Source organism: Streptomyces sp. NPDC042002 (assembly GCF_055588305.1).
The window spans coordinates 230,333-244,249 of sequence record NZ_JBVJCT010000004.1 but is presented as its reverse complement, the minus strand read 5'-3'; the positions used below and the strand labels follow the sequence as shown (position 1 = coordinate 244,249).

9 protein-coding genes are annotated in these 13,917 nt (G+C 69.0%); 5 read left to right on the top strand and 4 right to left on the bottom strand.

The window, feature by feature from the left end:
• Positions 1 to 76: 76 nt before the first annotated feature.
• Positions 77 to 862 carry an aldo/keto reductase gene (locus ACZ6KY_RS08765; protein WP_469309815.1) on the top strand — a complete coding sequence of 262 codons (786 nt, stop codon included), beginning with the start codon at positions 77 to 79 and terminating at the stop codon, positions 860 to 862.
• Positions 863 to 1,040: 178 nt separating this feature from the next.
• On the top strand, positions 1,041 to 1,736 hold the full coding sequence (locus tag ACZ6KY_RS08760; protein ID WP_469309586.1) for a glycoside hydrolase family 75 protein: 696 nt from the start codon (positions 1,041 to 1,043) through the stop codon (positions 1,734 to 1,736).
• Between the two features lie 42 nt (positions 1,737 to 1,778).
• Here ACZ6KY_RS08760 and ACZ6KY_RS08755 read toward each other — a convergent pair whose 3' ends face one another.
• A complete protein-coding gene (locus ACZ6KY_RS08755) occupies positions 1,779 to 2,480 on the bottom strand; it encodes an SDR family oxidoreductase (RefSeq protein ID WP_469309585.1) in 702 nt (233 codons plus the stop codon).
• A gap of 130 nt (positions 2,481 to 2,610) precedes the next feature.
• The gene (locus tag ACZ6KY_RS08750) at positions 2,611 to 3,570 is read right to left on the bottom strand and encodes a class I SAM-dependent methyltransferase (protein WP_469309584.1); all 960 of its coding nucleotides are present in this window, start codon (positions 3,568 to 3,570) and stop codon (positions 2,611 to 2,613) included.
• A gap of 141 nt (positions 3,571 to 3,711) precedes the next feature.
• Between ACZ6KY_RS08750 and ACZ6KY_RS08745 the strand changes: the two genes are divergently transcribed.
• Positions 3,712 to 4,482: a phytanoyl-CoA dioxygenase family protein gene (locus ACZ6KY_RS08745; protein WP_469309583.1), complete on the top strand. Its 771-nt coding sequence runs from the start codon at positions 3,712 to 3,714 to the stop codon at positions 4,480 to 4,482.
• A 28-nt stretch (positions 4,483 to 4,510) separates the two neighbouring features.
• Here the strand turns inward: ACZ6KY_RS08745 and ACZ6KY_RS08740 are convergent, their stop codons facing one another.
• Together ACZ6KY_RS08740 and ACZ6KY_RS08735 are read right to left on the bottom strand one after the other, a co-directional pair.
• Positions 4,511 to 6,232, bottom strand: coding sequence for a glycoside hydrolase family 6 protein (locus ACZ6KY_RS08740; protein ID WP_469309582.1), 1,722 nt, complete (start codon positions 6,230 to 6,232; stop codon positions 4,511 to 4,513).
• Between the two features lie 10 nt (positions 6,233 to 6,242).
• Positions 6,243 to 7,727 (bottom strand): cellulase family glycosylhydrolase, encoded by a 1,485-nt coding sequence (locus tag ACZ6KY_RS08735; protein ID WP_469309581.1) that lies wholly within the window; start codon positions 7,725 to 7,727, stop codon positions 6,243 to 6,245.
• A gap of 255 nt (positions 7,728 to 7,982) precedes the next feature.
• Here ACZ6KY_RS08735 and ACZ6KY_RS08730 point away from each other — a divergent pair, with 255 nt between their 5' ends.
• Together ACZ6KY_RS08730 and ACZ6KY_RS08725 are read left to right on the top strand one after the other, a co-directional pair.
• Positions 7,983 to 10,907, top strand: a complete 2,925-nt coding sequence (locus ACZ6KY_RS08730; RefSeq protein WP_469309580.1) for a glycoside hydrolase family 48 protein — start codon at positions 7,983 to 7,985, stop codon at positions 10,905 to 10,907.
• A 164-nt stretch (positions 10,908 to 11,071) separates the two neighbouring features.
• Positions 11,072 to 13,732: a cellulose binding domain-containing protein gene (locus ACZ6KY_RS08725; protein ID WP_469309579.1), complete on the top strand. Its 2,661-nt coding sequence runs from the start codon at positions 11,072 to 11,074 to the stop codon at positions 13,730 to 13,732.
• Positions 13,733 to 13,917 lie beyond the last annotated feature (185 nt).

Below are 13,917 nucleotides of genomic sequence, written 5' to 3'. Positions count from 1 at the left end.
GAGTACCATCCGACGACTGAAGGATCGAGAGCTCGTGAGCAAGGTCCCCCCGATCATCCTGAACAACGGCGTCGAGATGCCGCAGCTGGGCTTCGGCGTCTGGCAGGTGCCGGACGACGAGGCGGAGCGAGCGGTCGCCACGGCGCTGGAGTCCGGGTACCGCAGCATCGACACAGCGGCGATCTACGGCAACGAAGAGGGCACCGGCAAGGCCGTCATCGGTTCCGGCATCGCCCGCGAGGAGCTCTTCGTCACCACGAAGCTCTGGAACAGCGACCAGGGGTACGACTCCGCGCTGCGCGCCTTCGACACCTCGCTGGCGAAGCTCGGCCTGGACTATGTCGACCTGTACCTGATCCACTGGCCGACGCCGTCCCGGGGCACGTACGTCGACACGTTCAAGGCGTTCGAGAAGATCTACGCGGACGGCCGCGCCAAGGCCATCGGCACCTCGAACTTCCACCCGGAGCACCTGACGAAGCTGATCGACGAGACGTCCGTCATCCCGGCCGTCAACCAGATCGAGCTGCACCCGCACCTCCAGCAGCGCGCGGCCCGCGAGTTCCACGCCGAGCAGGGCATCGCGACCGAGGCCTGGTCGCCGCTGGGCCAGGGCAAGGGCCTCCTGGAGGTCCCGGCGATCGTCGCCATCGCGCAGAAGCACGGCCGCACGCCGGCGCAGATCGTCCTGCGCTGGCACCTCCAGCTGGGCAACATCGTGATCCCGAAGTCCGTGACGCCGGCCCGGATCAAGGAGAACATCGACGTCTTCGACTTCTCCCTGGACACCGAGGACATCGCGGCGATCTCGGCCCTGAACGAGGACCGCCGGCTGGGCCCGGACCCGGCCGCCTTCGGCTGACCGACCCGCCCGCACCACGCGGCCGCCGGCCCGGATGCCCACCGCATCCGGGCCGGCGGCCTTTTCGCGTCCTTGGACCGGACCAACTCGGCCACAGGTCTTGACGCGGTCATGCAAGGAGGGCCACTTTGTACGGCAACCCGGTAAGGAAAGTTTCCTAACAGAAGGGTCCCCCACAGTGCGCACTCGAACACTGACCCTGTCCACGGCCGTCGGCGCGGCGCTGCTCGCCGTCGCCACGCTCCCGGCCAGCGCCTCCGGCACCGCCAGCCCCCGCTCGGCACAGGAGGGTTCGGTCAGCGCGTCCGCCCTCCTCGCCAAGGTGACGTCCTGTTCGCAGATATCGAGCGGCAAGTACAAGACCGACGACGAGACTTCGGCCACCGTCCCGGTCTGCGGCAAGAACGGCGCCGTGTTCTGGAAGGCCGACATGGACATCGACTGCGACGGCCAGATCACCAGCAAGTGCAGTGCCGACACCGACCCCTGGTTCCAGGACGACACCGCCTTCCACCAGTCCAACGGCCAGCCGCTGCGCGCCGACTCGCTGCCCTACGTCGTCGTGCCGAGCACCAGCAGCATCTGGAAGTACACGAGTTCGGGAATCAAGGGTGGCGGTGTGGTCGCCGTCGTCTACAACGGCAAGGTCGAGTACGCGGTGGTCGGCGACACCGGACCGACGAAGATCATCGGTGAGGCGTCGTACGCCACGGCGAACGCGCTGGGCATCGACCCCGACCCGGAGACGGGCGGGGCCGATTCGGGCGTGACGTACATCCTGTTCAAGAACTCGCAGGTGTCCCCCATCGAGAGCCACAGCGCGGCCGTGTCACTCGGGGACTCGCTGGCCGAACAGTTCCTCGCGAACAACTGAGCACCTGTCCGGCGGGACGCCCGTCGCCCCGCCGGGCACGGATCAGACGGGCTGGCCGATCGGGCGGACGACGACCGTGTTCACGTCGACGCCCGTCGGCTGTCCGACCGCCCAGACGATCGAGTCGGCGAGCTGGTCCGCCGTCAGCAGGTGCCCCGGCGGGAGGCTGCCGTAGCTGTCCCAGAACGGCGTCTCCACACGGCCGGGCGAGATCAGGGTCACGCCCACGCCGTACTCGGTGACCTGGCGCCTGGTGTTCTCGGCGAGCCCGGTCACCGCCCACTTGGTCGCGCCGTAGATGTTGCCGGGCGTGTTCACATGCCCGGCGACACTGCCGATCAGCACGATGCGGCCACGGGTCTCCTTCAGCGCGTCGATGGACGCCCTGATGAGCAGCGCGGGCCCCAGCACGTTGGTGAGCACCATCTCGGACCAGCCGGCGGGGTCGCCCTCCGCGACCGTGTCATGGGTGGCGAAACCGGCGTTGGCGACGACGGTGTCGAGCCGCCCGAACTCCTTGAGTGTCGCCTCGACCGCCGCTCGCACCTGGTCGTACTCGGCCGCGTGTCCGACGACCGTCAACAGCCCCCCGGGGTTGCCGAGTTCCTCGGCGAATCCACGCAGCCGCTCCGCACCGCGACCGGTGACGGCCACCCGCTGCCCGGCGTCGAGCAGCCGACGGGCGACCGCGGCCCCGATACCGCTCCCGCCTCCGGTGATGAGCGCGACAGGAGAATCGGTCATGGTGTACCCCCAGAGTCGTCCGGCCGGGCGTGGGCCCGACTGTACGGCGGACTACCGGAGTTCATCACTTGGAGCACGCTCGATGTCAAGGCCCGCCTGGCGTCCCCGCGGCCGGGTGACGCTCACCGGGCTATTCCGGCTTGACTCCCACATACACCGTCATCGCCGTCAGGACGAACACGTCCGAGCGGTGGTGCACGCTCGCCTTGTCGTCCGGGTCGAGGAGCCGGTCGAGCGTGGCGAGGTCCTGCGCGTCGAGCCCTTCGGCGAGGCCGTCCCGGCGGCGGGTGAGGACGGTGACGACGAAGGCACGGGCCTCGTCCGAGAGCGGGGCGGGGAGGTCGAGGAGGAAGGTGCGGGTCGCCGTGTGGCGCAGGCCGACGGCGGTGAGCAGAGCGGGCCAGTCCTCCGTCTCCGCCACCGCTCCGGGCAGCTCGGCCCGCATGCGGGTGAACCACTCGTCGTGCACCGCGTCGATGCGGGCCTCCAGGCCGGGCCGGCCGATACCGGTGTCGCGCGGGAGGAAGCGCGTGGGCAGGCCGCCCTCCAGCAGGGCGAGCATGCCACCGGGCGCCAGGCCCCGGACGAAGCCGGTCAGAGCGGCCCGCTGGTCACCCACGTGATGCAACGACCTGCTGGCCCACAGCAGATCCGCGGGGTACTCCAAGTCGCCCACGCCATCGGAGAGTTCGGCCTCGATCGTGCCGAAGCGGTCGGCGACACCGAGCCGCTCGGCGCGGGCGCGGGCCTCCGCGAGCAGGGGCTCGGCGCCGTCCACGGCGACGACCCGGGCACCAGGGAACTTCTCGGCGAACAGACAGGAGATGACCCCGGGGCCACTGCCCGCGTCCACGATCAGTCCCGGCTCGGGCCGCTGCTCCCGCAGCCACTCGGCCGCCTGGACATACGCCGGGGTGAACAGCTCAGCCTCCTGCACCAGCATGGGCAGCATCTGGGAGAAGTCCATGTGGGTGTGATCGTGACCGTGGTCGTGGCTCCGCGCGGGGCCGTGGTGGTGGCCGCGATCCTGCGCCGGGCCTTGCTGGTGCGCCGGGCCGTGGCCGCTGCCGTGGTCGTGGTCCTGTGCCATGCGACAAGCCTCTCTCTCGGGATGAGGACAGCGTGCGCCGCCGCTCCCGGAAACGGCCAGTCGTGTTGCTCGAACGGCAAAAAGAGAGCGCCGCCGGAAAACCGGATGCGCCCGCGAGGACCCGTCATCGAGCATGGCCGCATGGACGACGTCATGCTGGAGCGCTTCCTGGAGGACGGCTTCGTGCGGATCGAGGGCGCCTTCCCGCCGCGGGTCGCCGCGGACTGCGTCCGGCTGCTGTGGGAGGAGACGGGCTGCTCCCCGGACGATCCCGCCACCTGGACCGAGCCCGTGCGCTGGATCTCCGGGATGGCCCAGGGGCCCTTCGCCGCCGCCGTCAACTCACCCGCCCTGCATGACGCGTTCGACCTGCTGCTCGGGGAGGGCCGCTGGGAGCCGCGTTACTCGCTGGGCAGTTTCCCGCTGCGTTTCCCGCACGAGGAGGAACCGGACGACGCGGGCTGGCACATCGAGGGAAGCTATCTGCCCGAGGGCGCGACCTGGTACCACACCAATCTGCGTTCCAGGGATCGCGCGCTGCTGATGCTGTTCCTGTTCACCGAGGTGGGCCCCGAGGACGCGCCGACCCGGATCCGTGTCGGCTCGCACCTGGACGTGCCGCCGCTCCTGGAGCCCTACGGGGAGGACGGTGTCTCGGGGCTGGACATCGCGCCGCGGCTGGTCGAGGCGTCGGCGCACCGGCCGGTCGCGTACGCCACCGGCCGGCCCGGCGACGTATACCTGTGTCATCCGTTCCTGGTGCACGCGGCACAGCCGCACCACGGGAGCCGGCCGCGGTTCATGGCGCAGCCGCCGCTGTCCCCGGCGGTGCCCCTGGAGCTGGAGCGGGCCGACGGGGACTACTCGGCGGTGGAGTTCGCGATCCGCCAGGGGCTGGGGAAGGGGAACTGACCCCTGGCGGACGCGCGCGGTCAGCCGGTCACAGGGCCGGGTACGCGTTCTTCATGAGCTCCTGGAACTGGGCGGAGAACCAGTGCCCGGAGAGCGGGGCGCCTGGCAGCGCGCCGGAGAGGTTGTTCCCGTTGCGGGCGTTGCCCGTGTACGTCGGGTCGCACATCCGGTCGAAGCCCTTGCCCTCGTCGTTCGCGATCGCCGTGCTGGAGCCGTCGGACTCGCCCGGAGGCTTCATCCAGACATAGGCGTCGATGCCGGCCGCCGGTGCCGCCTGCGGCCGCTCGCCGAGGCCCGCGCCCGACTGGTTGCACCAGTTGCCGATGTGGATACGGCGGTCGTAGCGTCCTCCGTCGACGTAGGTGTCGACGCTGGTCGTCGCGCCGGGTCCGGCGGGCCGGGCGGTGCCGCCCCAGCCGTTCCTGGAGGTGTCGATCAGCATGCCGATACCGGAGTTGAAGCCGACCGAGACGAGTTCGGTGCGGAAGGCCTGCGCGAAGGAGAGCTCGTCGACATAGCGGTTCCAGTCCACCCACTTGGACTGGCGCACCGAGGTGCCGTTCACCGTGTCGTTGATGGTGAAGTTGTTCTCCTTCAGGGCGCTGTAGTTCGCCGTGTTGGTGATGAAGCCCTGGACGTCGTCGACCGTCGCGCCCTCGGCCGTCGCCGCCTGCTTGAAGATGTTGGCGGCGGGGGCGAAGTTGTCGTCCCAGCCGAGCCATCCGTGGTGGCCGGCGTCGAGGTAGTTGTAGACGTTCGGGATCGCGCCGAGTTTGGCGAGCGCGTAGCCGACGCCCTTCACGTAGTTGCCGTTGGCGAGCATGGTGTCGCAGTTCGCGGTGGCGGTGGCGCGGCTGCCGGTGTTGGTGACGAGGTTCGGCAGCGAGTCGATCTCGATGGTGGTGACGATGCGCAGCGAGGCGTACTTGCTGTCGGAGAGGATCGCCGCGATCGGATCGATGAACTGCGTCTTGTACTTGTCGATGTCCGTCGCGCCGAGTTCGCCGTTGGAGGCGAGGGCTGCGCAGTCACGTCCGGGCAGGTCGTAGACCACGAGCTGGACGACCTCTTCGCCGGTGCCCTTCTGGGCGAGCGCCGCGTCGAGGTGGGCGCGCAGGCCCATGCTGGTGGACGAGCCGCTGATCGCGGCGATCCGGTCGAGCCAGACGCCGGTGGGCTGGTTGGAGATCCGGCTGCCGCCGGTCTCGGCGGCGGCCTTCGCCGACCACTCCGGGTTCACGTACACCTTGGCGCCGGCGTACGGGTTGTCGACCTTGCCGGAGGGGTCGGTGCCGCCTCCGCCTCCCCCGCCGCCGCCGCTGCCGTCGTCGACGTTGCAGGTCACGCCGTCGAGCGTGAAGGCGGTGGGCAGGGCGTTGGTGCCGCTGTAGGAGCCGTTGAAGCCGAAGCTGACCGAACCGCCCGTGGCCAGCGTGCCGTTGTAGGTCTCGTTGTTCGCGGTGACGGCGGTGCCGCTCTGGGTGAGTTTGGTGTTCCAGTAGCTGGTGACCTTCTGATTGCCGGCGTAGGCCCACTTCACCGACCAACTGGACTTGGCGGCACTGTTGTTGGTGACGGTGACGGCGGCGGTGAAGCCGGTGTCCCACTGGCTCTGCACCTTGTAGTCGACGGTGCAGGGGATGGAGGCGACGGCGTTGGTGCCGACGTCGGCGGGAACGGCCGAGGCGGCGCCCGTTCCCGCGGCGATCAGGGCGAGTGCCCCGAGAAGTGCTGTTCTTGCACGGCTCATGTGCGGTTCCTTATCCGTTGAGGGCGCGCAGGTGGTCGCGCAGCCCGATGCCGTAGGAGGTCGGAGTGCCGTCGTAGTTCGAGATCAGCGACGGGCCGGAGGAACAGTCCCAGGTGTTCCAGGTCCAGCCGAGGTACGAGAGCCCCCGGTCGTCGAACCACTTCATGACGGTGTCGACGAAGGAGTGGGAGCAGGTGTTCTCCCCGATCTCCCCCGCCACGAGCGGTACTTGGGCCGCGACCGGGGCGAGTGTGGAGGTCCAGCAGCTCTCGCTCGCGCAGGTGTTGAAGTTGTAGCCGTGGTACGCGGCGACGAGATTGCCCGTCGGGTCACTCGGTTCGTACGTCAGCCACTGGCTCAGGTCGTTGGAGTAGGCGAGGCCGCCGGCCAGGATCAGGTTCTTGGCGCCGGTGCCGCGTACCGAGTCGACCAGGCTCTGCATTCCGGCGACCTGGTAGGAGATGCCGGGGCAGGTGCCGCCGTCGCGCCAGCAGGTCCACGCCTGGGTGGTCGTGGAGGTCGCGCGGTCCGGGTAGGGCTCGTTGAACAGGTCGAACGCGACGGCCCGGTCGTCCTTGAAGGTGCTCGCCACCGAGGCCCAGAAGGACGGGGTGTACTGCGCGTCGGGCATCGGCTTCTGGCAGGTGGCGTGCACGTCGGAGCAGCCCGCCGAGTTGCCCGTGTACTGGCCGTACGTCCAGTGCAGATCGAGGACCGGGGTCATGCCGTGCGCCTCGACCTTGGCCACCAGATCCTTGACCGCGGCGATGTAGTTGGCGCCGGCGTACTCCGGCTTGATGTTGGACAGGCCCAGCCAGCACTCCTCGTTCAGCGGGATCCGGACCGTGTTGACCTTCCAGTCGGCGATCGCCTTGACGGAGGCGTCGTCGACGGGACCGTCGAAGAAGCCGTAGCCCTGGACGCACATGAACTCGCCGCCGGAGCGGTTGACTCCGAGCATCCTGCGGGTGGCTCCGGCGGAGTCGACCAGCTTGTTGCCCGAGACGTGCAGTTCCGGCGCCTCACCGCCGGTCGGCGGCGGGTCGGTCGGGGTGGGTGTGGGCGTGGGCGTCGGCTGGGCGTCCACATTGCAGGTGGTGCCGTTGAGCCGGAAGGCCGTCGGCACCGCGTTGCTTCCCGACCAGGAGGCGAGGAACCCGGCGCTGACGCTCGCGCCGGTCGCCAACGAGCCGTTCCAGCTCTCGTTGGACGCGGTCACCGTCGTACCGGACTGGGACCACTTGGCGCTCCAGCCCTGGGTGACCTTCTGGCCGCCGGAGAAGTCGAAGCCGAGACTCCAACCGCTCAGCGCGGCCATGTTGTTGGTGATTTTCACGGCGCCCTGGAAGCCGGTGTCCCACTGGCCGGTGACCGAGTACTCCACCGTGCACGCGGGTGTGGCTCCCGAAGCCGTGACGACCGGCGCGACGGCCGTGCCCACGAGGGCGACCGCGGCGCCGATCACTAAAAGTGACAAACGCGGGGGGTGACGCATGAAGCGACTCCTTGCAGCTCTGACGCGCCTTGATCGACACGTCGACTGATGGAACCGCTCCCACTGGTGCCGATGAAGCTAGCGCCAAGTTCCGTTGTTGGACAGAGGAGTCGCACTGTTGATCAATCGAATCATTTCGACTCTTCAAGCACCTTGACCCCTCACACCCCTCTCTCCAATATGGGAGCGCTCCCACTGGTTCAAGGCTTGTTGCTCCTCCCCCCATTCTCCGAGCCGCAAGGAGGAACCAGCACCATGGATCCCAGCCCTCGATGGAGACGTCGTCGCAGCTCGCGGCGCCTGTGGACCGCCGTAGTGGCGGCTCTCGCCCTGCCGCTCGCGACTCTGGCGACCGGTACGACTCCCGCACACGCGGCCTCGGTTCAGTGCAGTGTCGACTACAAGACCAACGACTGGGGCTCCGGCTTCACGGCGGATCTGACGATCACCAACCGGGGCACGGACGCGATCAACGGCTGGACCCTGACGTACGACTACACGGGCAACCAGGCGCTCACCAACGGCTGGAACGGGACCTGGTCCCAGTCCGGCAAGACGGTCACCGTGAGGAACGCGGCGTGGAACGGGACGATCGCCGCCGGGACCGCCGTGACCGCCGGCGCCCAGTTCACGTACAGCGGCACCAACACCGCCCCCGCCTCCTACGCCGTCAACGGCACCACCTGCGCCGGCGCGCACCAGCCACCGGTCGCCGTGCTGACCAGCCCCGCGGCGGGCGCCGTCTACACCCAGGGCGACGCCGTCCCGCTGGCCGCGACCGCGGCGGCGGCCGACGGGGCGACCGTCTCCAAGGTCGAGTTCTACGACGACACGACCCTGCTCGGCACCGACACCAGCTCGCCGTTCACGCTGTCGGCGTCCGGGCTGGCCGTCGGCAGTCACTCCATCCTCGCGAAGGCGTACGACAGCCTGGGCGCGTCGGCGGAGTCCACGCCGGCCGGCATCACGGTCGCCGCGGGACCCGCGATCGTCGCCTCCCCGACCCAACTCGGCGTCCAGCAGAGCAAGTCGGGCACGTTCACGGTGAAGCTCTCGACCCAGCCGAGCGCGAACGTGACGGTGGCGGTGGCCCGCACGGACGGGAACACCGGGCTGTCCGTCACGGGCGGTTCGAGTCTGGTCTTCACCCCGGCCAACTGGAACACGGCCCAGACGGTGACCGTCACCGCCGACGCCTCGGGCACGGGATCCGCGACCTTCACAGCTTCGGCGACCGGTCAGGCCAAGGCCACCGTCACCGTGACGGAACTGGCCGCGACGAAGGCGTACGACGCGCGTTTCCTGGACCTCTACGGCAAGATCACCAACCCGGCGAACGGCTACTTCTCCCCCGAGGGGATTCCCTATCACTCGGTGGAGACGCTGATCGTCGAGGCGCCTGACCAGGGCCACGAGACGACGTCGGAGGCGTACAGCTACCTGATCTGGCTCCAGGCGATGTACGGGAAGGTCACCGGCGACTGGTCGAAGTTCAACGCCGCGTGGACGACCATGGAGACGTACATGATCCCCACGCACGCCGACCAGCCGACGAACTCCTTCTACAACGCGTCCAAGCCGGCCACCTACGCGCCGGAGCTGGACACCCCGAACGAGTACCCGGCCAAGCTCGACACCGGTGTCTCGGTCGGCCCGGACCCGATCGCCGCCGAGCTGAAGAGCGCGTACGGCACGGACGACGTGTACGGCATGCACTGGCTCCAGGACGTGGACAACACCTACGGCTACGGCGATGAGCCCGGCAAGTGCGAGGCGGGTCCGACCGCCACCGGGCCGTCGTACATCAACACCTTCCAGCGCGGTGCGCAGGAGTCGGTGTGGGAGACGGTGCCGCAGCCGACCTGCGACGCCTTCAAGTACGGCGGGAAGAACGGGTACTTGGACCTCTTCACCGGGGACTCCTCGTACGCGAAGCAGTGGAAGTACACGGACGCTCCGGACGCCGACGCGCGTGCGGTGCAGGCCGCGTACTGGGCCGACGTGTGGGCCAAGGCCCAGGGCAAGAGCGCCGATGTCTCCACCACCGTCGGCAAGGCGGCGAAGATGGGCGACTATCTCCGCTACGCCATGTACGACAAGTACTTCAAGAAAATAGGCAATTGCGTCGGCCCGACGACCTGCCCGGCGGGAACCGGCAAGGACGCCTCGGACTATCTGATCTCCTGGTACTACGCCTGGGGCGGCGCGAACGACACCTCGGCGGGCTGGGCCTGGCGCATCGGCTCCAGCCATGTCCACGGCGGCTACCAGAACCCGCTGGCCGCCTACGCGCTCAGCACCAACGCCGACCTCAAGCCCAAGTCGACGACCGGCGCCTCGGACTGGGCCACCTCACTGACCCGGCAGCTGGAGTTCTACCGCTGGCTCCAGTCGAACGAGGGCGCCATCGCGGGCGGCGCGACCAACAGCTGGGCAGGCCGGTACGCGACGCCTCCGGCAGGGACGCCGACCTTCTACGGCATGTACTACGACCAGCAGCCGGTGTACCACGACCCGCCGTCCAACCAGTGGTTCGGCTTCCAGGCGTGGTCCATGGAGCGGGTCGCCGAGTACTACCAGCAGACGGGGAACGCGAGCGCCAAGGCGGTCCTCGACAAGTGGGTCGCGTGGGCGCTGTCCAAGACCACGATCAACCCGGACGGCACCTACCAGATCCCCTCCACCCTCCAGTGGTCCGGCGCCCCGGACACCTGGAACGCGTCGAGTCCCGGCGCCAACAGCGGACTTCACGTCACCGTCGCCGACTACACGAACGACGTCGGGGTGGCCGCCGCGTACGCCAAGACCCTGTCGTACTACGCCGCCAAGTCCGGCAACACCCAGGCGAAGACGACGGCGAAGGCACTCCTGGACGGCATGTGGAACAACTACCAGGACGGTCTGGGCATAGCCGTCCCGGAGACCCGCGCCGACTACAACCGCTTCAACGACAGCGTGTACGTGCCGAGCGGCTGGACCGGAACGATGCCGAACGGCGACGCCGTCAACTCCTCCTCGACCTTCGCCTCGCTGCGGTCCTTCTACAAGAACGACCCGGCCTGGTCGAAGATCCAGAGCTATCTGGCGGGCGGCGCCGCGCCCTCCTTCACGTACCACCGGTTCTGGGCGCAGGCGGACATCGCCCTCGCCATGGGTTCGTACGCGGAGCTTCTCGAATAGTCCCCGCTGTGGCTCCGGGTACGCGGCCCTGTCCCTGACGGCAGGGCCACCGGCCGGGCGGTCCCTCACCGCACTGAGGGCCGCCCGGCCATCATGCTCTCCCTCCCCGACTCCGGCTCATTTCGCCCTCTTTCCCCCCGATCTTTCCCGGAGAGGACCCCACCGTGCGAAGAACCCGCATCCTCACGGCCGTACTCGCCCTCGCCGCCGGGCTGCTGGCCGGCACCCCGCCCGCACTGGCCGCGAGCACCCCCAGGACGACGGTCGCGGCCGACACGTACACCTGGAAGAACGCCCGGATCGACGGCGGCGGCTTCGTCCCGGGCATCGTCTTCAACCGCACCGAGAAGAACCTCGCCTACGCCCGTACGGACATCGGCGGCGCCTACCGCTGGGTCCAGGCGTCGAAGAGCTGGACCCCACTGCTCGACTCGGTCGGCTGGAACGAGTGGGGCCACTCCGGCGTCGTCAGTCTCGCCTCCGACTCCGTCGACCCGGACAAGGTGTACGCGGCGGTCGGCACGTACACCAACGGCTGGGACCCGACCGACGGCGCCGTCCTGCGCTCCGCCGACCGGGGCGCGAGCTGGCAGAAGGCCGACCTGCCCTTCAAGCTGGGCGGCAACATGCTCGGACGCGGCATGGGCGAGCGGCTGGCCGTCGACCCCAACAGGAACAGCGTGCTGTATCTCGGCGCGCCCAGCGGCAACGGCCTGTGGAAGTCCACTGACTCCGGCGCGAGTTGGTCGCAGGTCACCGGCTTCCCCAACGTCGGCGACTACGTACAGGACGCGACCGACACCAGCGGTTACGCCTCCGACAACCAGGGGATCGTCTGGGTCACCTTCGACGAGTCGACCGGCACCTCGGGAAGCGCCACGCAGACGATCTACGTGGGGGTCGCGGACAAGGACAACGCGGTCTACCGCTCGACGGACGGCGGCGCGACCTGGTCCAGGATCGCGGGCCAGCCCACCGGCTACCTCGCCCACAAGGGCGTTCTCGACGCGGTGAACGGCTACCTCTATCTCGCGTACAGCGACACGGGCGGCCCGTACGACGGCGGCAAGGGCCAGTTGTGGCGGTACGCGACCCGGACCGGGACGTGGACGAACATCAGCCCGGTGGCGGAGGCCGACACCTACTACGGCTTCAGCGGGCTGACCGTGGACCGGCAGCACCCCGGCACCGTGATGGCGACGGCGTACAGCTCCTGGTGGCCCGACACCCAGATATTCCGGTCCACGGACAGCGGCGGCACCTGGACGAAGGCGTGGGACTACACGTCGTACCCGAACCGCTCGAACCGCTACACGATGGACGTCTCGTCCGTCCCCTGGCTGACCTTCGGCGCGAATCCCTCACCGCCCGAGCAGACCCCCAAACTCGGCTGGATGACCGAGGGGTTGGAGATCGACCCGTTCGACTCCGCCCGGATGATGTACGGGACGGGCGCGACGATCTACGGCACCGAGAACCTCACCGACTGGGACAGCGGGAGCCAGTTCACCGTCAAGCCCATGGTCCAGGGCCTGGAGGAGACGGCCGTCAACGACCTCGCCTCTCCCCCGTCGGGCGCTCCCCTGCTCAGCGCCCTCGGTGACATCGGCGGCTTCCGGCACACGGATCTCACCAAGGTCCCCTCGATGATGTACACCTCGCCGAACCTCACCACCACGACCAGCCTCGACTACGCCGAGTCCAATCCGAACACGGTGGTCCGCGTCGGCAACCTCGACTCCGGTCCGCACATCGGCTTCTCGACGGACAACGGCGCCAACTGGTTCGCGGGCAGCGACCCTTCGGGGGTCACCGGCGGCGGGACGGTTGCTTCGGCCGCGGACGGCAGCCGCTTCGTGTGGAGCCCGGCCGGCACCGGGGTGCAGTACACCACCGGGTTCGGTACGTCGTGGTCCGCGTCCAGCGGAATCCCCTCCGGCGCGGTCGTCGAGTCGGACCGGGTCGACCCGAAGACCTTCTACGGCTTCAAGTCGGGCAAGTTCTACGTCAGTTCGGACGGCGGTGCGACCTTCACGGCGTCCTCGGCCGGGAACCTGCCCAGCGGGGACAGCGTGCGCTTCAAGGCGCTGCCCGGCACCAAGGGCGATGTGTGGCTCGCGGGCGGCGCGAGCGACGGCGCGTACGGGCTGTGGCACTCGACTGACGGCGGCGCGAACTTCGCCAAGCTGTCGAACGTCGAGCAGGCCGACACCATCGGCTTCGGCAAGGCGGCGCCCGGCGCCTCGTACCAGACGCTCTACACGAGCGCGAAGATCGGGGGCGTCCGCGGGATCTTCCGCTCCACGGACAAGGGCGCGACCTGGACGCGCATCAACGACGATGCCCATCAGTGGGGTTGGACCGGCGCGGCCATCACCGGGGACCCGCGGGTCTACGGGCGGGTGTACGTCGCGACGAACGGGCGCGGGATCGTCTACGGCGACAGCTCGGACACCGGGGACGGGGGCGGGGGCGGCGGTACGGACCCGACGCCTCCGCCGACGGGGGCCTGCACGGTGACGTACAAGATCACGAACCAGTGGCCGGGCGGTTTCCAGGCCGACGTGTCCCTCGCCAACACCGGTTCCGCCCCCTGGACCGGCTGGACACTGGGCTGGACCTTCCCTGACGGCCAGAAGATCACCCAGCTCTGGAACGCCGACTACACCCAGTCGGGCACGACCGTCACGGCGAAGAACCTGACCTGGAACGCGAACGTGGCACCGGGTTCCACAGTGGGCTTCGGCTTCACGGGGAACTGGACGGGAGCGAACACGAAGCCGGTGTCCTTCAAGCTGGGGGACCAGACCTGCGCGGTGAGTTGACCTTCCGCCCTCCACTCTCAGGGGCGCGTGTCCGCCGGGCACGGGCCCCTGAACGAACAATTCGGGGGGCTGGAGACCGTCGCGGCATGTCACGGGAAAGCCGGATCGGAGCGGCTTCGCCCCACCCAGCATGATCACAACTACGTCACCACCTTCACTTTCCGCTCACACTCTCTTCACATCGC